17 protein-coding genes are annotated in these 24,203 nt (G+C 64.7%); 9 read left to right on the forward strand and 8 right to left on the reverse strand.

Annotation, left to right across the window (positions count from 1 at the left end; all coding sequences use genetic code 11):
- Positions 1-49: 49 nt before the first annotated feature.
- From EYF70_RS24530 to EYF70_RS24545, 4 genes are all read left to right on the forward strand, one after another.
- Positions 50-940 (forward strand): ABC transporter ATP-binding protein, encoded by an 891-nt coding sequence (locus tag EYF70_RS24530; protein ID WP_131147739.1) that lies wholly within the window; start codon positions 50-52, stop codon positions 938-940.
- Positions 941-949: 9 nt separating this feature from the next.
- Entirely contained in the window at positions 950-4,528 is a 3,579-nt protein-coding gene (locus EYF70_RS24535) for an ABC transporter permease/M1 family aminopeptidase (protein ID WP_131147740.1), read from the forward strand.
- 96 nt (positions 4,529-4,624) lie between these two features.
- Entirely contained in the window at positions 4,625-5,131 is a 507-nt protein-coding gene (locus EYF70_RS24540) for a hypothetical protein (RefSeq protein ID WP_131147741.1), read from the forward strand.
- Between the two features lie 116 nt (positions 5,132-5,247).
- Positions 5,248-5,697 (forward strand): DUF3597 domain-containing protein, encoded by a 450-nt coding sequence (locus tag EYF70_RS24545; RefSeq protein ID WP_131147742.1) that lies wholly within the window; start codon positions 5,248-5,250, stop codon positions 5,695-5,697.
- Between the two features lie 173 nt (positions 5,698-5,870).
- Here EYF70_RS24545 and EYF70_RS24550 read toward each other — a convergent pair whose 3' ends face one another.
- The 4 genes from EYF70_RS24550 to EYF70_RS24565 form a co-directional block, all read right to left on the reverse strand.
- Positions 5,871-8,552, reverse strand: coding sequence for a DNA topoisomerase III (locus tag EYF70_RS24550; RefSeq protein WP_131147743.1), 2,682 nt, complete (start codon positions 8,550-8,552; stop codon positions 5,871-5,873).
- A gap of 522 nt (positions 8,553-9,074) precedes the next feature.
- Positions 9,075-9,551: a Smg family protein gene (locus EYF70_RS24555; protein WP_131147744.1), complete on the reverse strand. Its 477-nt coding sequence runs from the start codon at positions 9,549-9,551 to the stop codon at positions 9,075-9,077.
- Positions 9,552-9,605: 54 nt separating this feature from the next.
- Entirely contained in the window at positions 9,606-10,856 is a 1,251-nt protein-coding gene (gene dprA, locus EYF70_RS24560; RefSeq protein ID WP_229420540.1) for a DNA-processing protein DprA, read from the reverse strand.
- Positions 10,857-10,863: 7 nt separating this feature from the next.
- A complete protein-coding gene (locus EYF70_RS24565) occupies positions 10,864-11,970 on the reverse strand; it encodes a LysM peptidoglycan-binding domain-containing protein (RefSeq protein ID WP_131147745.1) in 1,107 nt (368 codons plus the stop codon).
- A gap of 427 nt (positions 11,971-12,397) precedes the next feature.
- Between EYF70_RS24565 and def the strand changes: the two genes are divergently transcribed.
- The 5 genes from def to metH all read left to right on the forward strand — a co-directional run bounded on the left by def (position 12,398) and on the right by metH (position 19,695).
- The gene (gene def / locus EYF70_RS24570; protein WP_131147746.1) at positions 12,398-12,937 is read left to right on the forward strand and encodes a peptide deformylase; all 540 of its coding nucleotides are present in this window, start codon (positions 12,398-12,400) and stop codon (positions 12,935-12,937) included.
- An 11-nt stretch (positions 12,938-12,948) separates the two neighbouring features.
- Complete coding sequence (fmt, locus tag EYF70_RS24575) at positions 12,949-13,905, forward strand: methionyl-tRNA formyltransferase (protein WP_131147747.1); 957 nt, start codon at positions 12,949-12,951, stop codon at positions 13,903-13,905.
- A 290-nt stretch (positions 13,906-14,195) separates the two neighbouring features.
- Positions 14,196-14,810: a PEP-CTERM sorting domain-containing protein gene (locus tag EYF70_RS24580; RefSeq protein WP_131147748.1), complete on the forward strand. Its 615-nt coding sequence runs from the start codon at positions 14,196-14,198 to the stop codon at positions 14,808-14,810.
- A 249-nt stretch (positions 14,811-15,059) separates the two neighbouring features.
- Positions 15,060-15,653 (forward strand): PEP-CTERM sorting domain-containing protein, encoded by a 594-nt coding sequence (locus EYF70_RS24585; protein WP_131147749.1) that lies wholly within the window; start codon positions 15,060-15,062, stop codon positions 15,651-15,653.
- Between the two features lie 271 nt (positions 15,654-15,924).
- A complete protein-coding gene (gene metH / locus EYF70_RS24590; RefSeq protein ID WP_131147750.1) occupies positions 15,925-19,695 on the forward strand; it encodes a methionine synthase in 3,771 nt (1,256 codons plus the stop codon).
- A gap of 196 nt (positions 19,696-19,891) precedes the next feature.
- Here metH and EYF70_RS24595 read toward each other — a convergent pair whose 3' ends face one another.
- From EYF70_RS24595 to EYF70_RS24610, 4 genes are all read right to left on the reverse strand, one after another.
- Positions 19,892-21,052: an ABC transporter permease gene (locus EYF70_RS24595; RefSeq protein ID WP_229420542.1), complete on the reverse strand. Its 1,161-nt coding sequence runs from the start codon at positions 21,050-21,052 to the stop codon at positions 19,892-19,894.
- Between the two features lie 7 nt (positions 21,053-21,059).
- Positions 21,060-22,001, reverse strand: coding sequence for an ABC transporter ATP-binding protein (locus EYF70_RS24600; RefSeq protein WP_131147751.1), 942 nt, complete (start codon positions 21,999-22,001; stop codon positions 21,060-21,062).
- 62 nt (positions 22,002-22,063) lie between these two features.
- Complete coding sequence (locus tag EYF70_RS24605; protein WP_131147752.1) at positions 22,064-23,362, reverse strand: EAL and HDOD domain-containing protein; 1,299 nt, start codon at positions 23,360-23,362, stop codon at positions 22,064-22,066.
- A gap of 25 nt (positions 23,363-23,387) precedes the next feature.
- On the reverse strand, positions 23,388-24,194 hold the full coding sequence (locus tag EYF70_RS24610; protein ID WP_131147753.1) for a class II glutamine amidotransferase: 807 nt from the start codon (positions 24,192-24,194) through the stop codon (positions 23,388-23,390).
- Between the last annotated feature and the right edge of the window lie 9 nt (positions 24,195-24,203).

Below are 24,203 nucleotides of genomic sequence, written 5' to 3' on the forward strand. Positions count from 1 at the left end.
GGATGGCAGCGACGGCTCCATGCTGCGCCGCATCAACCCAGGAGTAAGCATGGAACTACGCATCCGCAACCTGTCGAAGACCTACGCCAATGGCGTGGTTGCGCTGGATAACATCACGCTGGACATCCCCGCCGGCATGTTTGGCCTGCTGGGCCCGAACGGCGCCGGCAAGTCGACGCTGATGCGCATCCTCGCCACGCTGCAGGAATGCGATACCGGCTCCGTGTTCTTCGGCGACCTCGACGTGCTCGATGAAAAGGATGCAGTGCGCCGTGTGCTCGGCTACCTGCCGCAGGATTTCGGCCTGTATCCGAAAGTGACCGCCTACGAGCTGCTGGACCACTTCGCCGTGCTGAAGGGCCTGTCGCATCGTGCGCGCCGGCGCGAAGTGGTCGACGGCCTGCTGCAGCAGACCAACCTGTTCGATGTGCGCAACCAGAAACTGGGCACCTTTTCCGGCGGCATGCGGCAGCGCTTCGGCATTGCCCAGGCCCTGCTGGGCGACCCCAGGCTGATCATCGTCGACGAGCCGACCGCCGGTCTCGATCCGCAAGAACGGGTGCGCTTCCACAACCTGCTGTCCGATATCGGCGACGAGCGCACCGTGATCCTGTCGACGCACATCGTCAGCGACGTGGCCGACCTGTGCTCGAACATGGCGATCATCAACAAGGGCCAGCTGCTGCTTACCGGCGCCACGCAGCAGCTGGTCGACGATATCAGCTGCAAGATCTGGGCGCGCTTCATCGACAAGCGCGAGCTGGCCTACTTCCAGCAGCGCCACACGATCATCTCCACCCGGCTGCTGTCCGGCCGCACGCTGATCCACGCCTACAGCGACGACGACCCGGGCGATGGCTTCGAGGAAGCCATCGGCGACCTGGAAGACGTGTACTTCGCCACGATCGCCGGCCGCCACGCGGCCGACGCGTGCGACTGAAAGGGCGCCATGCTGCACATCGCGCTTTTCGAAGCGAAGCAGCGCCTCCGGCTGCTGTCGACATGGGTGTACTTCCTGATGTTCCTGGCGCTGGCGATGCTGTGGATGGCCGGCGCCGGCGGCGTGTTCAAGGACTTCACCGTGACGTTCGGCGGCAAGGTGCTGGTCAACGGCCCGCGCTCGATCATGCTGACCACCAGCGCCCTGGGCTGCCTGGGCGTGATCGTGGTGGCCGCCGTGATGGGCCGCTCGGTGCAGCAGGATTTCGAATACGACATGCACCACTTCTTCTTCTCGGCGCCGATCAGGAAGTACCAGTACATGTTCGGCCGCTTCGCCGGCGCCTGGCTGGTGCTGGTGGTGATCTTTTCCAGCATCCTGCTGGGCATCCTGCTGGGAACCTGGCTGCCGGGCATGGATCCGGAGCGGCTCGGTCCCTTCGTGCCCGAGGCCTACCTGCTGCCCTACGTACTGATCCTGCTGCCGAACCTGTTCATCTTCGGCGCCATCTTCTATGTGCTGGCCGCGCTGACGCGGCGCATGCTGCCGGTGTACATCAGCAGCGTGGTGATGCTGATCGGCTATATCGTGGCGCCCGGCCTGGCCCGTGACCTCGACTACAAGATGCTGGCCGCGCTGATCGATCCGTTCGGCACCGCAGCCCTGCTGCGCCTTACCGAATACTGGCCGGTCGCCGAACGCAGCACGCGGCTGGTGCTGCCGGAAGGCGTGTACCTGCTGAACCGCGCGATCTGGTCGTCGTTCGCGCTGGTGGCGCTGCTGCTCGGTTACTGGCGCTTCCATTTCGTCAGCACCGTCGACAGCCACGCCGCCGCGCGCGGCGAAGGCGACGTGCCGCTGCGGATCACCACCACCGCGGCCCGCACCACCGAGACACCCGACTTCAAGTCGCGCAGCCTGGCGCTGCTGCTGGCCCAGTTCAGCTGGATGAACCTGCGCGAAACGGTGAAGAACGTGTACTTCGCCGTGCTGGTGCTGGCCGGCGTGCTGCTGATGTTCGCCAGCGCCCTGAAAATGGGGCCGATGTGGGGCACCGCGACCTATCCCGTCACGTACATGGTGCTCGAATCGATGTCGAAATCGTTCGCGCTCATCATGCTGGTGGTGACCACGTTCTATGCGGGCGAGATGGTATGGCGGGAACGCGAACACCGCATGGCGCTGATGCTCGACGCGCTGCCGGTGCCGGGCTGGCTGCCGATGGTGTCGAAGCTGCTTGCGCTGGTGGCGCTGCAGGCGCTGCTGCTGTTGCTGGTGATGGCATGCGGCATGGCGGTGCAGGTGTTCCGCGGCTACTCCCACCTGGAACCGGTGCAGTACCTGCACACGCTCTACGCGGTGCAGCTGCCCCTGTATGCGCTGCTGGCCGTGCTGGCCGTGGCGATGCAGGTGCTGATCGGCCACAAGTACGTGGCGTACTTCGTGATGGTGATGTACTACGTGGCCACGATCGCGATGACCACGGCGGGCTTCGACCACCCGATGGTGCTGTATGCGTGGACGCCGCCGATGCGCTACTCGGACATGAACGGTTTCGGCCATTACCTGGCGCGCGAGCACTGGTATGCGCTGTACTGGAGCGGCGCGGCACTGATGCTGGCGGTGGCCACGCGCGTGTTCTGGCCACGCGGCGCGAACGACGAATGGCGCACCCGCCTGCAACTGGCGCGCCGCGCGCTGACCATGCCGGTGCTGGCCGGCTTCGGTATCGGCCTGGCCGTGATGACGGCGGCGGGTGCGATCGTGTACTACAACCTGAACGTGGCCAACGGATTCCAGTCGCAGTTCCGGCGCGATGCCGACCGGGCCGACTACGAGCGCAAATACAAGGCCAACGCCGGCATGGCGCAGCCGCGCATCACCGACGTCAAGCTGCGCGTGGAAATCATGCCGGCCGAACGGCGGCTGCTGGTCAAGGGCCGCTACCTGCTGGCCAACCGCGGCAGCACGCCACTGGCCACGATCTATGTGAGCACCGACCCGCAGGCCGACCTGCGTCCGCTGGCGTTCGGCACCGCCAGCCGGGTCACGCTGGCCGACCGGGAACTGGGCTTCCACCGCTATACGCTGGCGCAACCGCTGGCGCCGGGCGCCACGCTGGCGCTGGACTTCGAGATGTCGTATGCGCCGCATGGCTTCTTCGGCCTCGGCAAGGATACGCCCGTGGTGGCCAACGGCACCTTCTTCAACAACACGATCCTGCCGCATATCGGCTACCAGCGCGACCGAGAGCTGGCCGATCCGCGCGACCGCAAGCGGCACGGGCTGCCGGCCCAGGACCGCGCGCTGCCGCGCGATGATCCCAAGGGCCTGGCCAGCAACATGCTGGGCAGCGACGCCGACTGGGTCACCTTCGATGCCGTGGTCGGCACGGATGCCGACCAGACGGCGATCGCGCCGGGCACGCTGGAAAAGGAATGGATGAAGGATGGCCGGCGCTGGTTCCACTACCGGATGGACAAGCCGATCCTGAATTTCTATGCGTTCCAGTCGGCCCGCTACGTGGTCAAGCACGACTGGTGGCAGGACGTGGGCATCGAGATCTACTACCACCCCGGGCACGAAGCCAACCTGGACCGGATGACCAAGGGCGCGAAGGATGCGCTCGACTATTACACGCGCAGCTTCGGCCCCTACCAGCACAAGATCCTGCGCATCGTCGAATTCCCCCGCTACCAGTCGCACGCGCAGCCGTATCCGAACTCGATCCCGTTCTCGGAAGGCATGGGCTTCATTGCCGAGGTGGACGAGGACGATCCGAAGGACATCGACTATCCGTACTACGTGACGGCGCACGAACTGGCCCACCAGTGGTGGGGCCAGCAGCTCGTGGCTGGCAATACGCGCGGCGGCACGGTGCTGTCCGAAACGCTGGCCGAATACTCCGCGCTGATGGTCATGAAGCGCACGTTCGGCCCCGGCGGCATGCGCCGCTTCCTGCGCCACGACCTGGACATGTACCTGTATGGCCGGGCGATGGAGAACAAGCGGGAATTGCCGCTGGCGGACAACGAGGACCAGGACTATATCCACTACCGCAAGGGCAGCCTGGCGATGTACCAGTTGCAGGACGTGATCGGCGAGGAGCGCGTGAACACGGTGCTGCGCGGCCTGCTCGGGCAGTATGCCTACCGGGGCGATCCCTACCCCAGCGTGACGGCGCTGGTGGACGGCCTGCGCGCCGTGGTACCGCCCGCGCAGGCCTACCTGATCGACGACCTGTTCAATGCCATCGTCCTGTACGACAACCGCGCGCTGGCGGCCACCGCGCAGCGCCGCAAGGATGGCCGCTATGACGTGCGCCTGACGGTCCATGCGGCGAAGCTGCGCACGGACGGCCTGGGCGCCGAGAAGGATGCGCTGCTGGCCGACATGATCGATATCGGCATCGACGACAAGGATGGCAAGCCGCTGCTGCGCGAACGCCGGCTGGTCGACCGCCGCGAAAGCACGGTCACGCTGGTGGTCTCGGGCCGGCCGGCCCGCGCCGGCATCGACCCCGACAACAAGCTGATCGACCGGAAGCCGGACGACAACATGATTGCCGTGGACATGGCACCGCCCTGACCTGCCGCTGCCTTTGCCACCAATAGTTAGTCCGCGAACAGACCCGCGCCGCGAATGGGCTTATGCTGTCGGCTGACTTTCACACAGGAGCCGGCAATGGGATTCGATCTCGGTAATCTGTTACAGCAATACCTCGGCGGGGCAATCGACCCCGCCCGCGCGGAGCAGGATTTTCCTCAGGCGGCACAGCAGGCGCCACGCGGCGCGGTGGCGCAAGGCGTCACCGAAGCACTCCGCTCCGACCAGACCCCGCCATTCGCACAGATGGTCAGCCAGCTGTTCGGCCGCAGCGACCCGCAGCAGCGGGCCGGCATGCTGAACCAGCTGCTGGGCAACGTCAACCCGGCCATGCTGACGGCGCTGGCCGGCAGCATCGGCAACCTGTTCGGCCAGAACGGCCAGCCGCAGGTGACGCCCGAGCAGGCGGAAAAGATCACGCCGCAGCAGGTGGAGGAAATCGCCACCACGGCCGAGCAGCACAACCCGGGCATCGTCGACCGCATCGGCGACTTCTATGCCGAGCACCCGCAGCTCGTGCAGGCCCTGGGCGGCGCCGCGCTGGCGATCGTGCTGGGCAAGATCGCGCAAGCCAGCCGTAACTGATTTACGCCACTGATTCACGCCACTGAGCGACGCAACTGAGCGACGCAACTGATCGGGCCAACCGATCTGCGCAACCGATCCATCTTGCATCTGATCCACTTTCAAGGAGACATCACATGGGTATCCTCAGCAATATCTTCCACAAGATCTTCCCGTCGTCGCACCCGGCCGTAGCACAGCAAAAACCGGCTCAGGCGCCGGCTCCCGCAGCGGCCCCGGCCGCCAAGCCACAGGCAGCGCCTGCTGCGCCGGCCACCGCGACCGCGGCGCAATCGCCAGCCGCGCCGGCACAGCCGGCTGCACTGTCGGAAGTGGACGTGGAAGCGATCCTGAACGGCAAGGCGCAGCAGGCCGGCCAGCCACTGAACTGGCGTACCTCGATCGTCGACCTGCTGAAACTGCTGGACCTGGACAGCAGCCTGCAATCGCGCAAGGAACTTGCCCAGGAGCTGAACTACACGGGCGACACAGGCGATTCGGCGAAGATGAACGTGTGGCTGCACCGCCAGGTGATGAACAAGCTGGCCGCCAACGGCGGCAAGGTCCCCGCGGACCTGAAGGACTAACGTCCCGCAGTGCGGGGCGTTAGAACTGATTCGCAGTGCGGGGCGTTAGAACTGATTCGCAGTGCGGGGCGTTAGAACTGATTCGCAGTGCGGGGCGTTGGAACTGACTCGCACGCGAAGCAATAAGAAAACGGGGCCACATGTGGCCCCGTTTTTTGTTCCGGCTGATCCGCTTATTCGGTCGTCACGGCTTTCTTCGCCGCCGCCTTTTTCGCCGGGGCCTTCTTGGCCGTGGTGGCCTTCGTGGCCGTGGCTTTCGTGGCGGCCGTCTTCGTTGCCGCGGCCTTCTTCGCCGCCGGCTTCTTCACCACTGCCGCCTCGTCTGCCTGCCCCTCCGCGCCTTCCGGTGCGGCGGCGGCTGCCTTGCCCTTCGCGGCCGGCTTTTCCTTGCGCGGCTCGAACTCGAAGCTGATCTTGCCATCCTTGCCGCGCACAAGGAACGCCTTGAACGGCCGGCGCGTGCGCTGCGAGATGAAGCCGGGCAGCAGGTCGGTCTTGCCTTCGTTCAGCAACTTGGCCATCTGCTCCGGCAGGATCTCCTGCTGGAGGATGATGCGGCCGCTGCGGAAGTCGCAGGTCTTCGGCTTTGCCACGCTGTGCTCGCACACATAGGCCAGGCCCATCTCATAGACACCGGCATTGCACTTCGGGCACGGGCCCAGCGGCGTCTGCCCGGAGAAGTCGACGCCTTCGCCATCCTCGCCTTCCTCGTCGTTCTGGCCGAAGTCGAACTCGAGCTTGAAGTTGTTGATGTCCTCGTCGCGCGCAATGCGCAGGATCGCGGCGAACGGCCGGCCCATCTTCGAGCGGAAGCCCTGCAGCGGACCGATGGTGCGGTTCTTCAGCAGCTCTTCCACTTCGGCGATCTCGAACTGCCGGCTGCCCGGCGTTTTCGTCATCGAGAATTCGCACTTGGTGCAGGCGAAGCGGCGGTAGTTTTCCTTGACCACGCCGCTGCAGTTCGGGCACGGCGTTTCCAGCGTCGCGTATTCGCCGGGGATCGTGTCGTTGTTGTATTCCTTGGCGCGCTTGACGATGATCTGCGTCATCTGCGCGATCTCGCGCATGAACTCCTCGCGCGAGATCCGGCCCTTTTCCATCTGCGACAGCTTGTGCTCCCACTCGCCGGTGAGCTCGGGAGCGGTCAGTTCGCTGACACCGAGGCCGCGCAGCAGCGTCATCAGCTGCGATGCCTTCGCGGTGGACATCAGTTCGCGGCCCTCGCGGATCAGGTATTTCTCCGTCAGCAGGCCCTCGATGATCGCCGCCCGCGTGGCCGGCGTACCGAGGCCCTTGCCGGCCATCGCATCGCGCAGTTCATCCGAATCGACCAGCTTGCCGGCGCCTTCCATCGCGGACAGCAGCGTGGCTTCCGTGTAGCGCGCGGGCGGCTTCGTCACGAGGCCGTTCGCATTCACCTTGTCGGTGTGAACCTTCTCGCCCTTCGCCACCGGCACCAGGTTGCCGCCGCCTTCCTTGTCGTCGGTGGTGTCCTTGCCATACACGGCCAGCCAGCCGGGGTTGGTCATCACCTTGCCCTCGGTCTTGAACTGGTGGCCGGAGACTTCGGTGAAGCGGGTGGTCACCTGGAATTCGGCGGCCGGGAAGAACACGGCCATGAAGCGGCGCGTGACGAGGTCGTACAGCTTCTGTTCCGGCTCCGACAGGCCCTTCGGCGCGATGCCGGTGGGGATGATCGCGAAGTGGTCCGAGATCTTGGTGTTGTCGAAGATGCGCTTGTTCGGCTTGACCCAGCCCTTGTCCAGGATCTGCTTGGCGAACTGGTGGTAGTTCGGGTTCTGCTTCACCACTTCCAGCGTGGACTTCACGGTGGGCAGGTAGTCTTCCGGCAGGTGGCGCGAATCGGTACGCGGATACGTCAGCACCTTGTGCTTCTCGTACAGCGCCTGTGCCAGGCCCAGCGTGTTCTTGGCCGAGAAGCCGAAGCGGCCATTGGCCTCGCGCTGCAGGCTGGTCAGGTCGAACAGCGCGGGGGCCATCGACGTGGTCGGCTTCGATTCCTCGCTGACGATGCCGGGCTTGCCCTTGCACGCCAGCGCGATCGAATCGGCCGCGGCCTTGCTCCACAGGCGCTCGGCGCGTTTCTCGGGATCGTTCTCGTCCTTCTTGAAGCCCGTGTCGAGCCAGCGGCCTTCGTAGACGCCGGCGGCGCACACGAACTCGGCGCGCACTTCCCAATAGTCGCGCGGCACGAACTTCTTGATCTTCTCGTCTCGCTCGACGACGATCGACAGCGTGGGCGTCTGCACGCGGCCCACGGTGGTCAGGTAGAAGCCGCCCTCTTTCGAATTGAATGCCGTCATCGCGCGGGTGCCGTTGATGCCGATCAGCCAGTCGGCCTCGGAACGGCAGCGTGCCGCGTCCGCCAGCGGCAGCATCTCTTCGTCGCTGCGCAACTGCGCAAAGCCGTCGCGGATGGCGCTCGGCGTCATCGACTGCAGCCACAGGCGCTTGACCGGCTGCTTGGCCTTGGCGTTCTGCGCGATCAGGCGGAAGATCAGTTCTCCTTCGCGGCCCGCGTCGCATGCGTTGATCAGGGCGGTAACGTCCTTCCGCTTGATCAGCTTGTTCAACACCTTGAGGCGGCTTTCCGTCTTGGCGATCGGATTGAGCGCGAAGTACGGCGGAATCATCGGCAGGTGCGCGAAGCTCCACTTGCCACGCTTGACGTCGTACTCTTCCGGCACCGCGATTTCCAGCAGGTGGCCGACGGCGGACGACAGCACGTATTCTTCGGATTCGAAATACTCATCGTGCTTGGTGAAGCCGCCAAGCGACTTCGCGATATCGTTCGCGACAGAAGGCTTCTCGGCGATGATGAGGGTTTTGCTCATGATTGTTGTTCTCGGTTTGCTTTTGCTCGGTTGCTGCGGGGGCCAGCGTCGCGCGCGGCGCGTCGGCCGGCCTCCGGGGTATGGCAGGCGCATGATACATGGGCATCACGCTTCGTGCCGACTTTTTCGCCCCGGGCATTTTTGTCAAGGGGCCAATCATAATCGCGCAAGCGGCAAAACCGCAAGCACGCGCACGAATGCAATCCGGCCGCAAAGGCGGCCGGCAAGCATACTTCCCAGATACTTCTTATCAGTGACGAGCCTGCACATACAGGATGCACAACGCTGGATGGACAACGCGGGATGACAAGGCAGGCTGCATGACGCAAGACGTGTCACGCATGAGGCATCACGCATGATGCATCACGCATGAGACATCATGAACATGTCAGGCTGCAGGAGACGTGAACATGAAACATGAACCATGAGCCGGGATACGAGACACGGGACACGAAACAGGATGCACGGGCTTGTGCCATCTCGCGCTTGTCGCGGCGGGCGGCAGGGCTCAGTGCAGCAGATTCAGTGCAGCAGGCGCGGCGCCTGTTCCTCGTCCGAACCGAACAGGTCGTCGAACATCAGCGCGTCCGGTTCCTTGCCCTGGCTCCACAGCAGCATCAGGACGATGATCTTCAGCTTGCCCAGGTTCACGGGCGACTCTTCGAGCGCGAGCGCGCGCTCGATGACGATTTCGCGTTGCAGCGGTGACAGCACGCGCGCGCTTTCCAGGAACGCGATGAAGCCGATGGCTTGCGTGCCAAGGACGTCCTGTTCTTCTTCCACATAGAACCGCGTGCCGGTCGATGCGGCGGTCGCGGCCTGTTCGACGCCGGCCATTTCACCGGCCATCGCGGTCAGGTCGTTAAGCCAGACCAGCGCCTCGGAAATCTCCACGTCGTCGAAACCGACAGCGGACAACTTCTTCGCCAACGCAGCCGGTTCGGGGCATGCGTCGGGGCGATAATAGGTCTCGTAGAGATAAACAAGGATGTCGAACATGGCGCTACTCTATCAGCATAAATCGACGCGGCACAAGACCCGCACCCTTGCTTTTCACCTTTTGAGTCGCTGAAAAACACCACCAGGCAGCCGTTCCACAACACCTGCTAACTCTAGTGCAAGCAAACTTGCCTGAGTGTCAGCCGGATCCAGTTTCAGCCTTGCCGCCAGTTCATCGGCGGGTACTGGATCGTACGTCAATGCCGTTAACAACACATCGGCCGCCCGCGTCAATTCATCCAGCAGCGTTTCGGTGCCGCGCACGGCCTCCATGCCAAATGCTTCCAGGATATCGTTCGCCGTCTCGACCAGCCGCGCACCATCGCGTATCAGCCGGTGGCAGCCTTTCGCCAGGCTCGCATGGATCGAACCCGGAATCGCGAACACATCGCGCCCCTGCTCGTTGGCAAGGCGCGCGGTGATCAGCGACCCCGATTGCTCCGCCGCCTCGACCACCAGCACGCCGCGCGACAGCCCGCTGATGATGCGGTTGCGGATCGGGAAGTTCTGCTTGCGCGCCGGCGTGCCCAGGGCAAACTCGCTGAGCACGCAACCGGCCTGACGAATGCGCGCATCCAGTGCCGCATTGGATGGCGGATAGACCACGTCGATGCCGGTGCCGACCACCGCCACGGTCGAGCCCATGCCCGCCAGGCCGCCCTGGTGGGCGGCCGCGTCGATGCCCAGCGCGAGACCGGACACGATCGTGAAGCCGGCCTCCGACAATGCGCGCGCGAAATTGCCGGCATTGGCCATGCCCTGCTGCGTGGCACGGCGGCTGCCGACGATGCCGATCGCCCTGCCTGCCCGGTTGCCCTGCAGCAGCGCAAGATCGCCTTGCGCATGCAGCAGCACCGGCGGATCGGCAATCTCCTTTAGTTGCGGGGGATAGGCTGCATCGTTCAGCGTCAGCAGCCGGTTGCCGGGCTGGCTGGCCCAGTGCAAGGTGGCTTCGGCCACCGCGCGGGCGCGCGGTGCGAAGGGCGCGGCAATCGCAGCCGTGGGCAATGCGACACCCACGCCGGCGAGACGCTGTGCGCGAGCCGCTGCGATCACCGCGGGCGCGGTGCCGTGCGCGCGCACCAGCTGCGCGGCGGCGTGGCGCGGCAGGCCCGGCATCATCGCCAGGCGCAGCCACGACAACAGGCAATCGGTGCATGCAACGCCGCAGTTCGCACCGCAGGCAGCACTGCAACCGGCAGTGCCTTCGGCAGTGCTATCGGCAGTGCTATCGGCAGTGCTATCAACGGTGCCATCGGCGCCGCAACCGGCGCCAGGCGAGAAGAGGGATTCCGTGGCTTGCACGGCGGGGTCACTCCGGAGTTCTGGCGACGTCGCCCACCACCACCGGTTCGGTCGCCTGCATGATCAGGCCATAGGAAATGCGCTTGAACACGCGGAAGATGAACAAGCTGCCGACTTGTTCGTCCGGCAGCTTGACCTGCGGATTACCGAGATTGTGCCAGCCCTTGCTGGCCGACTTGTCGGTCACCGTCTGCCCGACATGGTACAGCTGGAGGGTGGCGCCGACGTCGAGCCCATCAAGCTTTCCGCGATTGATCGAGACCACGTGGTTCTGGCCCGCATGCACCACGCCATCGTAGATGGCCAGCACGCGCGCCTCCACCGGCACCGCCGGCGGGTGCGGCACATAGTTCTGCACCGGCACCGGCTCGGTGCGCATCAGCTGGTCGCCCACGCCCATCTCTTCCTTCGCGCCGGTGACGATGAAGGTGTGCACGTCCGTGCCGGGCGCGGCCTCCTTCTGCAATGCCAGCGTGCCCAGGTAATGCGCTTCCTGGCCCACCACGGCCTTGGTGACCGGGTCGCGCAGCGGCTTGCCGGGCCGGAACGCCTGGAACGACGTGGCGCCCTTCAGCTTGCCCCGCACATAGGCCTTGTCGTCCTTGCCGAGGAAGACCCGGTTGCCGTCGGTGGCCACGATGCGCGGCGCATCCTTCAGCTCGTCCGCCTCGACGATCAGCGGCTGCGCCAGGAATGGCTCGATCACACCGGGTGCGATGGCGGGAATGGCATCCTTGCCCAGGCCCTCGATGCGCGCCTGGGGCGACAACCTGGCCGAGCCCGGCTCGCCACTGGCCGTGTTGCCGCCGACCTTGTTGCCCAGCCGCAGGCGCCCGGCGGCGCGGTCGAACCAGATGACCTGGCCGGGATAGATCCAGTGGGGATCGGCTATCTCGGCGCGGTTCAGGCCCCATACCTGCGGCCAGCACCATGGTTTCTGCAGGAAGGTACCGGCGATGTCCCACAGGGTGTCGCCCCGGGCCACGGTATGCTGGTCCGGCGCGTTCGGCCGGAATTCGCAACGGCTTTCCTGTGCCGTGGCGGACACGGCGGTGGTTCCGCAAAACGCCATGGCAACCAACAGGCGTGCGCCGACTGTGCTAAAATTTTTCATTGAATATGTCCGTTGATTCGGCACCAAAAAACGCCCGGTCATTGCTTTTTCGACGCTTCGCCTGTCATTTCTCACAATCATTCTTTCAATGATATTCGTTCAATTTACTTGACGAACCCATCATGGAAAGAAGCGAAGCGCTCGCAGAAGTTGCCGAACAGAATCATTCTGCCCAACTTACCCTGAACTGACAAGCCGAACAGCGCTGCAATGCGTAATGGGCCACGGTTCAGGCGTTGCTTTGTTGCGGGGCCGAATCATGACCGAATCGATGAGGGCATTGTTAACGCTACCGATAACGGTATCCATAACGGCACCGATAACACTGCGGCGCCGGCTTTTTTGTTTTGATTGAACGCCTGCGCTTTGAGTATCCCGCTTCCGGCATCCCGCTTTTAGCCCGCTTTAGCCTTTTACCAGATCACCCATGTCGAAACTGAACATCCTCCGCTATCCCGACCCGCGCCTGACCAAGGTTGCCAAGCCCGTCACCGTGTTCGACGAGCGCCTCGCGCGCCTCGTTGCCGACATGGCCGAGACCATGTACGACGCACCCGGCATTGGCCTGGCCGCCACGCAGGTCGACGTGCACGAGCGCGTGATCGTCATCGACATCAGCGAAACCAAGGACCAGCTGACCGTCTTCATCAACCCGGAAGTGCTGTGGGCCAGCGACGACAAGCAGGTCTACGACGAAGGCTGCCTGTCGGTACCCGGCATCTACGACGATGTCGAGCGCCCCGCCAAGGTCAAGGTGCGTGCCCAGAACGAAAAGGGCGAGTTCTTCGAGGTCGACGCGGATGGCTTGCTGGCCGTGTGCATCCAGCACGAAATGGATCACCTGATGGGCAAGGTCTTCGTCGAATACCTTTCGCCGCTGAAGCGCAACCGCATCAAGACCAAGCTGCAGAAGGAAGAACGCGGCATGGAACGCGAGCGCCAGCTGCGCAGCGCCGCCCGCCGTTGACCGGGCGCCCAATGAAGGTCGTTTTCGCCGGCACTCCCGAGTTCGCAGCCGTGGCGCTGCGGGCCATCCATGCCGCGGGCATCGAGATCCCGCTGGTGCTGACGCAGCCGGACCGCCCGGCCGGGCGCGGCCTCCAGCTGCAGCCCTCGGCCGTCAAGCAGTATGCGGTGGCCCACGGCATTCCCGTGGCGCAGCCGCTGTCGCTGCGGATGGATGCCAAGGACCCGCAGCGCGCACAGGAGGCCCGGGAAGCGCATGAACTGCTGCTGGCCACGGACTATGACGCGATGGTGGTGGCCGCGTATGGCCTGATCCTGCCGCGCAGCACGCTCGACATCAAGCCTTGCATCAATATCCACGGTTCGCTGCTGCCCCGCTGGCGTGGCGCCGCGCCCATCCATCGCGCGATCGAAGCGGGCGACCATGAAACGGGTGTCACCATCATGCAGATGGAAGAAGGCCTCGATACCGGCCCCATGCTGCTGATCGAACGCACGCCGATCGGCCCGCAGGACACCACGGCCACGCTGCACGACCGCCTGGCGGCCATGGGCGCCGAGATGGTGGTCAAGGTACTGCGCAAGATGGAACACGACGTGATCGAAGCCGTGCCCCAGCCGGAAGCGGGTGTCACCTATGCCGCCAAGATCGCCAAGGAAGAAGCGGCACTGGACTTCACCCTGCCAGCACGCGAAGTCGGCCGCAAGATCCGCGCCTTCAATCCGTTTCCCGGCGCCCATGGCGTGGTGAATGGCACCGTCATCAAGCTGTGGGGCGCCGAACTGCTGGATGCGGACAGCACGGCCCCGGCCGGCCAGGTGCTGGCAGCGGATGCCCAGCACGGCATCGTGGTGGCCTGCGGCAGCGGCGCACTGCGCCTGACGCAGCTGCAGAAGCCGGGTGGCAAGCGCCTGCCGGCGGCGGAGTTCATCAAGGGCTTCGCGCTGGAAGGCCTGCGTTTCGAATGACGCATGCCGGGGCGGGGACTCCCCCGCCCCCTGGACGATATTCTGAACTGGCATCCCGTGCGCCATTTCCAGCCTGGTTTAATTCCTTTCTTTAATATTTATTTCCAGTTTGAATCCTTTCAGACAAGGCTGATTGCTGGAGTTTCATTTGTTGCCATATGCCGACATTGATTTCGTTATCTTGGTTTTAACACTGCGTTGTATCGGTACAAACCCTGCGATTATTTGTTTCACCGCAATGCGGCGCCAGTTACCATGCATGCTCTTCATCACCTTCGTCGAGCAGAATCATGTTTAAACCCCTTGTTTTCGCCACCTTGCTGGCCGCCAGCTGCGCCGTTCACGCAGTACCGGTATGGACGTTCTCGTACACGGGTTTTCTGGATGAGAATACCGGTATTTTTTCCAGTACTTACAAGCTGAAGGGCTCTTTTTCGGGCCACGATGGAAACCACGATGGTTTTCTCGATAAAGATGAAATCAGCACCTTTATTCTGAATGGCGTCGATTACATTGGCTGCGCCGGTACCAGCAATGAGTTTTATCGCTGCGGCACCGACAGCTTCAGCTTCCAGATCGGCAGCAAGAAGCTCGACTTTTCCGTCGGGGAAAACGGTGGAGATCCGGAGGGATATTTTGGTGGCGGGCATTATTTTGTCGCTGGTGACGGCGAATACGATTACCGTTACACGCCCGATTCCTATCTGATGAGCGCGTACCGGTGGACAGATCAGACCAGGTTCAATATCGGCAAGAGCAAAGGCGCGGGTAATAACCCCATGATGGCATCAGCCGTGCTTGCCGTGCCGGAACCAGGCACCTGGGCCATGCTAGCTACCGGCTTGCTGCTGGTGGCTGGCGCGGCACGGCGCCGCGCCGGGACGGCGCAACCTGTCCGCAACTGACTTCACTCCCCGTCTCCGGCGCCCGGCCCCACTGCGGACGCCGGCCCGCCCAGGCGCCGCGGTGGGTGCCGGGGCCGGCCGCAAACATGACTGTTACACCCTCTCCCTGCGCAACGGCATGCTGTTGCCGGCGATGACAGCACCGGCACCGCTTGCGTTGTTTCGGCACAAACATGACGATATTTTGTTTCGCAGCAAAGCCGGGCCAGTTACTATGTTTACTCCTCTTCACCTTTGTTGAGAAGTATCATGTTCAAGACGATTGCCCTTGCCACTTTGATGGCCGCCAGCTGCAGCGCTCACGCAGTAACGACGTGGAACTTCTCGTACACGGGTTTTCTGCATGAAAGCACTTCCTTTTTCGACGACGCGCGCGTGCTGCAAGGATCGTTCTCCGGCGACGATGCAAATGGTGACGGCTATGTGGGGAAAGACGAAATCACGTCCTTTTCCCTGAACGGCACGGAGTTTCTCGGCTGTGCAGGCGACAGTAATGAGTTCTACAAGTGCGGTACCGACACGTTCGAATACCAGATCGGTGGCGCGCTCGCGTTCTCCGCCGGCCAGCGTGGCGAAGATCCCTATGGCGGCATGTATAACGGCCACTATTACACGACTGGCGACCGTGAATTCGAATACCTGTTCACACCATTCGAAAGCTATCGCAACGATTACCTGTGGACGGAACAGACCCAGTTCGCCATCGACAAGGTCGCCGTGGGCGGCTCGCCCGTGATCGCCGTGCCGGAACCGGGCACCTGGGCCATGCTGGCCACCGGCCTGCTGCTGGTGACCGGCGTGGCACGGCGCCGCCGCCAGGCGGAACAGCCGATCCGAGGCTGACTTCCCCGCTTGCCTTCCGGCGCCCAGGCGCCACCGCGGCGCCGGTTCTTACCGGCGCCGGTCCACGGCAGCCAACGCGGCTGCCACGTCGTTCCTCCCCTGCGCAATGCCATGCCGATACCGGTGCCGGCAGTCACCGGCTGCCCGGCATGCGCCGCCGCGTGCCGGCATCGTTGCAGATCCGCGGCCGCGTGCCGGCCGGGCCCTGGCGGGGCGGGAATGGCGCTTTGCCGTATAATCAGTACCCCCTTTCCGTTCCCGACCGATACCAATGAACCAGCCCGCGAACCGCCCCGCCTCCCAGACCGAAGCGCAGCTGCGCGACATCCTGTCGCGCCGTATCATGTTCCTCGACGGTGCGATGGGCACGATCATCCAGCAATACAAGCTCGATGAAGCGGCGTATCGCGGCGAACGCTTCGCGGACTTCGCGGCACCGGCCGGCAGTGGCGCGCGCGAGCTGTTCGTGAAGGGGAACAACGAATTGCTGAACCTGACGCAGCCGCACGTGATCCAGGAGATCCACGAGCGCTACCTGGCGGCCGGGGCCGACCTGATCGAAACCAATACCTTCGGCGCCACCGGCATCGCGCAGGACGATTACCACATGGCGCATCTGGTCTACGAGATGAACCTGCAGGCCGCGAAGCTGGCCCGCGCGGCGGTGGACAAGTACAGCACGCCGGACAAGCCGCGCTTCGTGGCCGGCGCGCTGGGCCCGACGCCGAAGACGGCATCGATCTCGCCGGACGTCAACGACCCGGCGGCCCGCAACATCACGTTCGACCAGCTGGTGACGTCGTATTACGAGCAGCTCGACGCACTGGTCGAGGGCGGCATCGACGTGGTGCTGGTGGAGACCATCTTCGATACGCTGAACTGCAAGGCCGCGCTGTTCGCGATCGACCAGTATTTCGACGACCACCCGGAGCAGGAGCGCTTGCCGCTGATGATCTCGGGCACCGTCACCGACGCGTCCGGCCGCATCCTGTCCGGCCAGACCGTGCCGGCCTTCTGGAATTCGGTGCGCCACGCGAAACCGCTGACCATCGGCCTGAACTGCGCGCTGGGCGCGGCGCTGATGCGCCCCTATGCCGAAGAACTGTCGCAGATCGCCGATACCTTCGTGTGCATCTACCCGAACGCCGGCCTGCCCAACCCGATGAGCGACACCGGCTTCGACGAGCTGCCGGCCGATACCTCGGCCCTGCTGCGCGAATTCGCCGAGGCGGGCTTCATCAACATGGCCGGCGGCTGCTGCGGCACCACGCCGGACCATATCGCCGCCATCGTCGCCCTGCTGAAGGACATGACGCCGCGCGCGCTGCCGCGCATCCCCGTGGCGCAGCGCCTGTCCGGCCTGGAGCCGTTCACGATCGACGACGACTCGCTGTTCGTCAACGTGGGCGAACGCACCAACGTCACCGGCTCGAAGGCGTTCGCGCGGATGATCCTGAACGAGCAGTACGACGAAGCCCTGTCCGTGGCGCGCCAGCAGGTGGAAAACGGCGCCCAGGTCATCGACATCAACATGGACGAGGCCATGCTCGATTCGCAGGCCGCCATGACGCGCTTCCTGAACCTGATCGCTTCCGAGCCGGACATCTCGCGCGTGCCGATCATGATCGACTCGTCGAAATGGTCGGTCATCGAGGCCGGCCTGAAGTGCGTGCAGGGCAAGTCCATCGTCAACTCGATCTCGATGAAGGAAGGCGAGGCGGAGTTCATCCGCCAGGCGCGCCTGTGCCGCCGCTACGGCGCCGCGGTGATCGTGATGGCCTTCGATGAAACGGGCCAGGCCGATACCTTCGAGCGCAAGATCGAGATCTGCGAGCGGGCCTACAAGGTGCTGACCGAAAAAGTGGGCTTCCCGGCCGAGGACATCATCTTCGATCCGAACATCTTCGCGGTCGCCACCGGTATCGAGGAACACAACAACTACGCGGTGGACTTCATCAACGCCACGCGCTGGATCAAGGACAACCTGCCGCACGCGAAGATCTCGGGCGGGGTGTCGAACGTTTCGTTCTCGTTCCGCGGCAACGACCCGGCGCGCGAAGCGATCCACACCGTATTCCTGTACCACGCCATCAAGGCCGGCATGACGATGGGCATCGTCAACGCGGGCATGGTGGGCGTGTACGACGACCTGCCGGCCGAACTGCGCGAACGCGTGGAAGACGTGGTGCTGAACCGCCGCCCCGATGCGACCGAGCGGATGATCGAATTCGCCGGCACGCTGAAGGCCGGCGGCAAGCAGCAGGAAGCCAACCTGGAGTGGCGCGAGGGGCCGGTGGAGAAGCGCCTGGCGCACGCGCTGGTGCACGGCATCACGCAATGGATCACCGAGGATACCGAGGAAATGCGCCTGCAGGTCCTCAACGGCGGCGGCCGCCCGATCAACGTGATCGAGGGCCCGCTGATGGATGGCATGAACATCGTCGGCGACCTGTTCGGCCAGGGCAAGATGTTCCTGCCGCAGGTGGTGAAGTCGGCGCGCGTGATGAAGCAGGCCGTGGCCCACCTGATCCCCTACATCGAGGAAGAAAAGCTGGCCGAGGAAAAGCGCACCGGCATCGTCGCGAAACCGAAGGGCAAGATCGTCATCGCCACCGTCAAGGGCGACGTGCACGACATCGGCAAGAACATCGTCTCGGTGGTCCTGCAATGCAATAACTTCGAAGTGGTGAACATGGGCGTGATGGTGCCCGCTTCCGAGATCCTGGCGCGTGCCAAGGTGGAGAATGCCGACATCATCGGCCTGTCCGGCCTGATCACGCCGTCGCTCGAAGAGATGGCGCACGTGGCCAAGGAAATGCAGCGCGACGAGCACTTCCGCATGCTGAAGATTCCGCTGCTGATCGGCGGCGCCACCACCAGCCGCGCCCACACGGCGGTGAAGATCGCCCACAACTACGACGGCCCGGTGGTGTACGTGCCGGATGCCTCGCGTTCCGTATCGGTGGCGCAGTCGCTGCTGACGCCGGACGCGCGCGATCGCTATGTGGAAGAACTGGAAACCGACTATGCGCGCATCCGCGAGCAGCATGCCAACAAGAAGGCGCTGCCGACAGTGACGCTGGCCGCCGCGCGCGCCAACAAGGCAAAGCTCCAGTTCGCGCCAGTGAAGCCGAAGTTCGTCGGCCGCCGCCTGTTCCGCAACGTCGACCTGGCATTGCTGGCGCAGTACATCGACTGGGGTCCGTTCTTCCAGACCTGGGACCTGGCCGGCCCGTTCCCCGCGATCCTCACCGACGAAGTGGTCGGCGAGGCGGCCACCAAGGTCTTCGAGGAAGGCCAGGCGCTGCTCAAGCGCATCATCGAGGGCCGCTGGCTGACCGCCAACGGCACGGTCGCGCTGCTGCCCGCCAACAGCGTGAACGACGACGATATCGAGGTCTACACCGACGATACGCGCAGCGAAGTGGCGTTCACCTATTACGGCCTGCGCCAGCAGGGCGTGAAGCCGGTAATCGACGGCGTGCAGCGCCCGAACCAGTGCCTGGCCGACTTCATCGCGCCGAAGGTATCCGGCGTGAAGGACTACCTCGGCATGTTCGCCGTCACGGCCGGCCTGGGCATCGAGAAGTACGAAAAGCGCTTCGAGGATGCGCACGACGATTACTCGTCGATCATGCTGAAGGCGCTGGCCGACCGCCTGGCCGAAGCGTTCGCCGAATACCTGCACGAGCGCGTGCGCAAGGACCTGTGGGGCTATGCCGCGGACGAGCGGCTGACCAACGAGCAGATGATCCGCGAAGAGTATGCCGGCATCCGCCCTGCCCCCGGTTATCCGGCGTGCCCGGAGCACACGGTGAAGGCCGACCTGTTCCGCGTGACCGGCGCCGAGGAGATCGGCATGGAATTGACGGAATCGTTCGCCATGTTCCCCGGCGCCGCCGTGGCGGGCTTCTATTTCGCCCATCCGCAATCGAAGTACTTCACGGTCGGGAAGATCAACGAAGACCAGCTGGCCGACATGGCGCAGCGCCGCGGCGTGCCGAAGGCGCAGCTGGAAAGCTGGCTGGCGCCGAACCTGTAAGCCGGGACCACCTGCCTTGGTGAAAAGCGGGGACAGGCACTAATACCGCTCAGATAAGCCTACCCCAAGTGCAAATTCCGGGGTCAGACCCGGCGGGTCTGACCCCAGCCCTTCGCTGTTGGGGTGAATGCATGCGGTTTCAATGTGTCGGGTAACGCTTAACTTAACCGCATGAGGTGCCTGTCCCCTTATCTCGTCAGGCCTCTCGTGCCTGTACGCTGAAGCGCCATGCCGCCAGCGCACCGAACAGCGCGGCGAATGCCAGCTGCACGCCCGCGCAGTGCAGCGCGGCGTCGATGCCCAGGCCGCGCCACGTCACGGCATCGAGGCCGTCGATCGCCCAGCGAGCCGGCACGACCAGCGAGGCCTGCTGCAGCCATTCAGGGAAAATGAACGACGGCACCCACGCGCCGCCCAGCATCACGATCATCAGCGTGGCGAACGTGGCGATGCCGCGCGTCGCTTCCGGCGTGCGGCCCAGTGCGGCGACGAGGAGGCCGAACGTGGCTGTCATCAGCGCAAAGCCCAGCGTGACGAGCACGAAGCCGGCCGGGTTGGTGATCGTGACGCCGAACAGCACGACGGCGCACAGGAAGATCGCCACCAGCAGGGCCGCCGCGATGATCGTGCCGGACAACAGCCGCGAAAGCAGGATCTGCCATTGCGTGACGGGCGCGGCCAGCAGGCGGCTCCAGATGCCGCTGCGCCGCGCCGTCAGCAGGCCGATGCCCCAGTCCACCCCCATGAACAGGATGAACTGCACGCCCATGCCGGCGAACGAGTGGGCGTAGGCATCGTAGGCCGGACCGGCGCTGACAGCCTCGTCGCGCATGAAGAACGGCATCCCGGCACCGGCCGGGAGCGCCGCCCCCAGGCCGGAAGCCCGGGCAATCATCCCGGCATTCGCATGCTGCATGGCGTGATGCGTCACCAGCCCTTTCACCATCGCCAGCACGGCCCCTTGCGAAGGATCGAACAGCAGCGGCAGCGTGGGCGCCGCGGCCGTGCCGGTCAGCGCGCCGACCGCCGCGCCGCCGAATCCCGGCGGGATCACCACGGCCACGGTGGCCTTGCCGGCGACTACGCGGTCGCGCGCGGCGGCAAGGGGCAATACCTGCACGCGCAGGTTCGGATCGGCCTGCAGGCTGGCGACGAGGTTCGCGGCAAGGCCCGAGTCATCCTGCCGCACGACGGCGACATCGATCCTGCCGGTCTTGCCGTTGCCGGTGCCGCCGAACAGCGAGCCGAAGAACGCCGCCACGATGACGGGCACCAGCAGGTGGATCGCCAGCGCGCGGCGGTCGTTGAGGTAGAGGAGCAGGTCCTTGCGGACCAGGGCGAGAATGGCGGTCATCATCGCTCCTTCAGTCGCGCAGCGAGCGGCCGGTGAGATCGAGGAAGACCTCTTCGAGGCGTGCGCGGGCGGTGGCGAAATGCACCGGCACCTGCCCCCGGTCGCGCAGCCAGTCGAGCACGGCGATGGCCTGCGTGCTGTCCTGCAGGCGCACATCCCATGCCGGGCCTTCGCCAAGCAAGCCTGCCACGCCGGGCAACCGGGCCAGCTCGCCGGCCAGCTCGCCGGACAGCGCCTCCGCCAGGTCGACATGCAGCGCGGCGCGTGCCGGCAGGCGCGCGTACAGCGCCGCCGGACTCTCGTCGGCCAGCACCCTGCCATGGTCGATGATGACGATATGGTCGGCCAGCCGCTCCACCTCTTCCATGTAGTGGCTGGTATAGACGAGCGCCGTGCCGGCGCGCTGCAGTGCCGCCAGCGTGTCGAAGATGGCATTGCGGCTTTGCGGGTCGACGCCGACCGTCGGTTCGTCGAGGATCAGCAACGCCGGCTCGTGCAGCAGCGCGGCGGCGATGTTCAGGCGCCGCTTCATGCCGCCGGAGAAGGTGGCGGGCCTGTCGCGCGCCCGGTCGGCCAGGCCCACGAGTTCCAGCACGGCCGCGCAACGCGCCGCCAGCGCGGCGTTCTTCAAGCCGTACAGCGCACCGAACAGTTTCAGGTTCTCGACCGCCGGCAGGTCGTCATACAGCGCCAGGTCCTGCGGCACCAGGCCGATGCGGCGCCGCGTATCGTGGTGGCGCGTGCCGGCGGGCTGGCCATCGAGCAGCACTTCGCCGGCATCGGCATCGAGGATGCCGGCGATGATGCCGACGGTCGTCGATTTGCCGGCGCCGTTCGGTCCCAGCAGGCCCACCGTCTGGCCGCGCCGCACGTGGAACGACACGCCATCCACCGCGCGCCGCTTGCCATAGGACTTGGCCAGGTCACGCACCTCCAGCAATACTTCCCGCATCGTTCTCCTCAATTGAAAACGGCACCGCGCCGCGATGCCGTCCGCTGGCCGTGCCGTCCCGGTCAGATCGCGTAGCGCACCACGTTGTCGCTCCACTCGTAGGCGGACATTTCCAGCTCCACCAGTTCCTCGGTGGACATCTCGAGGTCGCGCAGGGCCGGCATGATGGCATGTTCCATGTCCTCGATGCGTTCGATACATTCGGCCAGCTTGAGCAGCTCGCCGAAGAAGCCGGTGCGGTACACGAGCGCTTCGGCCACTTCGTCGCTGACCGCGATCTGTGTCAGCAGTTCGGCCATCGGGATCGAGAACAGCGTATCCATCAGCGACATGATACCCACCGTGAAAGCGATGTCCGCGACATGGCGGTGCGCCGGCCGCAGCTTGTGGGCCAGCAGTTCCAGCAGCCGGCCGCGGGTGGTGGCCAGCATCAGCAGCGGTGTCTGGCTGCCGCCGCGCTTGCCCGGCTCGGCGTACAGCATGATCTGCAGCCAGCGCTGCAACTGGCGGCGGCCCAGGATCGTCACGGCCTGGCTCAGCGAATCGATGCGCTGGCGCGCGCCCACTGCCGGCGTGTTCACCAGGCGCAGCAGGTTCATCGCCAGCGATGCGTCGCGCTTGATCGCCCGTTCGATCTCGATATTGTCGGCATCCGACACCACCAGCGTCATCAGCTCCATCACGGCCAGTTGCGAGGGCGACAGCTTCTTGCCGCTCATGATGGCGGGCCGGGCGAAGTAATAGCCCTGGAAATAATCCACGCCCAGGTCCAGGCAGGTGGCGTATTCCTCGCGGGTTTCCACCTTTTCCGCGACCAGCTGCTTGCCGTCGCCCTTCAGGCGGGCCGCCAGCGCGGCCAGCGCATCGGCGCCCGTGCCGCTTTGCCAGCCGCGCATGCTCAGCTTGACGAACTGCGTCATCGGCAGCATGGCCTGCAATTGCGGGCTGTCGCCGCGCACGTCGTCGAGCGCGAACTGGAAGCCATGGCTGGCCAGGTCGGTCATGCGCGCCAGCACGGCGGGCGTGGGCTGCAGCGTTTCGACGATTTCCAGCACGATTTTTTCACGGGGCAGGAAGCCGAAGATATCGCTGTTCAGCGCCTGTTCGTCGACGTTGACGAAGCCGAGCCCATCGCCGATGACCTTTTCCACGCCCAGCTGCGATGCATGGGCGATCACGGCGGCGGTGGCGGACAGTTCGCTGGTATCGATCTGCGCCGGCCCGACCGGGCCGTTACGGAACAGCAGTTCATAGCCGAACAGCGCGCCGTTGCGGTCGAGGATGGGCTGGCGGCCGAGGTAGAACTCGCGCACGCGCAGTGAGGACAGGGCAGATGAGCTTGTGCCGGACAGGTCGATCATGGGAAAACGTTCTCTCTATTTTTTATTATTCTGACATTCCCGGCGCCGCTGGGGGCGGAAATATGTTTTTCTGAGGTAATCCGTCCACAAAACACTGCATTTCCCCAGGGGCGCATGCCGTCCAGCGCTCGTTCGTCGTCAGCGGCTGCGTGACGATGATGGCGACGCGGTCGTGCGGCGTGGTCACCTGCGAAAAGTCCACCCGCACGTCGTCGTCGGACAGGATGGCCGTGTCGAACGGGTGCTGGCGCACCAGCCAGAACAGGTTGGTCGAGCAATGGGAAAACAGCGCCGAGCCATCGGACAGCATCATGTTGAACGTGCCGTGGACGGCGATGCGCGGTACCAGCTCGCCCAGCGCCGCGCCGAGTTCGGCAAGTGCCGGGCGGGTGTCGCCGAAGCGGCTGCGCAATTCCTGCAGCAGCCAGCAGAAGGCCCGCTCGCTGTCGGTGGTGCCGACCGGGCGGTAGGGGCCGTCCAGCACGGGATTGAACGCCTTCAGGTCGCCGTTATGGGCGAACACCCAGTAGCGGCCCCACAGCTCGCGCATGAACGGATGGCAATTCTCCAGCGCCACCTCGCCTTGCGTGGCCTTGCGGATGTGGGCAATGACGTTGCGGGACTTGATCGGGTAAGTCTTGATCAGCGTGGCCACCGGCGAATCGACGGCTCTCTGGTGATCGACGAAGTGGCGCACGCCGGCGCCCTCGAAGAAGGCGATGCCCCAGCCATCGTGGTGGACATCGGTACGGCCACCGCGCAGCGCGAAGCCGGTAAAGCTGAACACAATGTCGGTCGGCACATTGCAGTTCATTCCCAGGAGTTGGCACATGGTATGACG

The organism is Pseudoduganella albidiflava, from assembly GCF_004322755.1.
GTDB classification, from domain to species: domain Bacteria; phylum Pseudomonadota; class Gammaproteobacteria; order Burkholderiales; family Burkholderiaceae_D; genus Rugamonas; species Rugamonas albidiflava.

What these genes read in the sequence shown, in the direction of transcription:
- metH (WP_131147750.1), top strand. Translation starts at nt 15,925, where the DNA reads ATGAACCAGCCCGCGAACCGCCCCGCCTCCCAGACCGAAGCGCAGCTG.
- EYF70_RS24565 (WP_131147745.1), bottom strand. Translation starts at nt 11,970, where the DNA reads ATGAAAAATTTTAGCACAGTCGGCGCACGCCTGTTGGTTGCCATGGCG.
- EYF70_RS24530 (WP_131147739.1), top strand. Translation starts at nt 50, where the DNA reads ATGGAACTACGCATCCGCAACCTGTCGAAGACCTACGCCAATGGCGTG.
- EYF70_RS24600 (WP_131147751.1), bottom strand. Translation starts at nt 22,001, where the DNA reads ATGCGGGAAGTATTGCTGGAGGTGCGTGACCTGGCCAAGTCCTATGGC.
- EYF70_RS24595 (WP_229420542.1), bottom strand. Translation starts at nt 21,052, where the DNA reads ATGATGACCGCCATTCTCGCCCTGGTCCGCAAGGACCTGCTCCTCTAC.
- EYF70_RS24580 (WP_131147748.1), top strand. Translation starts at nt 14,196, where the DNA reads ATGTTTAAACCCCTTGTTTTCGCCACCTTGCTGGCCGCCAGCTGCGCC.
- EYF70_RS24605 (WP_131147752.1), bottom strand. Translation starts at nt 23,362, where the DNA reads ATGATCGACCTGTCCGGCACAAGCTCATCTGCCCTGTCCTCACTGCGC.
- EYF70_RS24585 (WP_131147749.1), top strand. Translation starts at nt 15,060, where the DNA reads ATGTTCAAGACGATTGCCCTTGCCACTTTGATGGCCGCCAGCTGCAGC.
- fmt (WP_131147747.1), top strand. Translation starts at nt 12,949, where the DNA reads ATGAAGGTCGTTTTCGCCGGCACTCCCGAGTTCGCAGCCGTGGCGCTG.
- EYF70_RS24545 (WP_131147742.1), top strand. Translation starts at nt 5,248, where the DNA reads ATGGGTATCCTCAGCAATATCTTCCACAAGATCTTCCCGTCGTCGCAC.
- EYF70_RS24535 (WP_131147740.1), top strand. Translation starts at nt 950, where the DNA reads ATGCTGCACATCGCGCTTTTCGAAGCGAAGCAGCGCCTCCGGCTGCTG.
- EYF70_RS24555 (WP_131147744.1), bottom strand. Translation starts at nt 9,551, where the DNA reads ATGTTCGACATCCTTGTTTATCTCTACGAGACCTATTATCGCCCCGAC.
- EYF70_RS24550 (WP_131147743.1), bottom strand. Translation starts at nt 8,552, where the DNA reads ATGAGCAAAACCCTCATCATCGCCGAGAAGCCTTCTGTCGCGAACGAT.
- EYF70_RS24540 (WP_131147741.1), top strand. Translation starts at nt 4,625, where the DNA reads ATGGGATTCGATCTCGGTAATCTGTTACAGCAATACCTCGGCGGGGCA.
- EYF70_RS24610 (WP_131147753.1), bottom strand. Translation starts at nt 24,194, where the DNA reads ATGTGCCAACTCCTGGGAATGAACTGCAATGTGCCGACCGACATTGTG.
- def (WP_131147746.1), top strand. Translation starts at nt 12,398, where the DNA reads ATGTCGAAACTGAACATCCTCCGCTATCCCGACCCGCGCCTGACCAAG.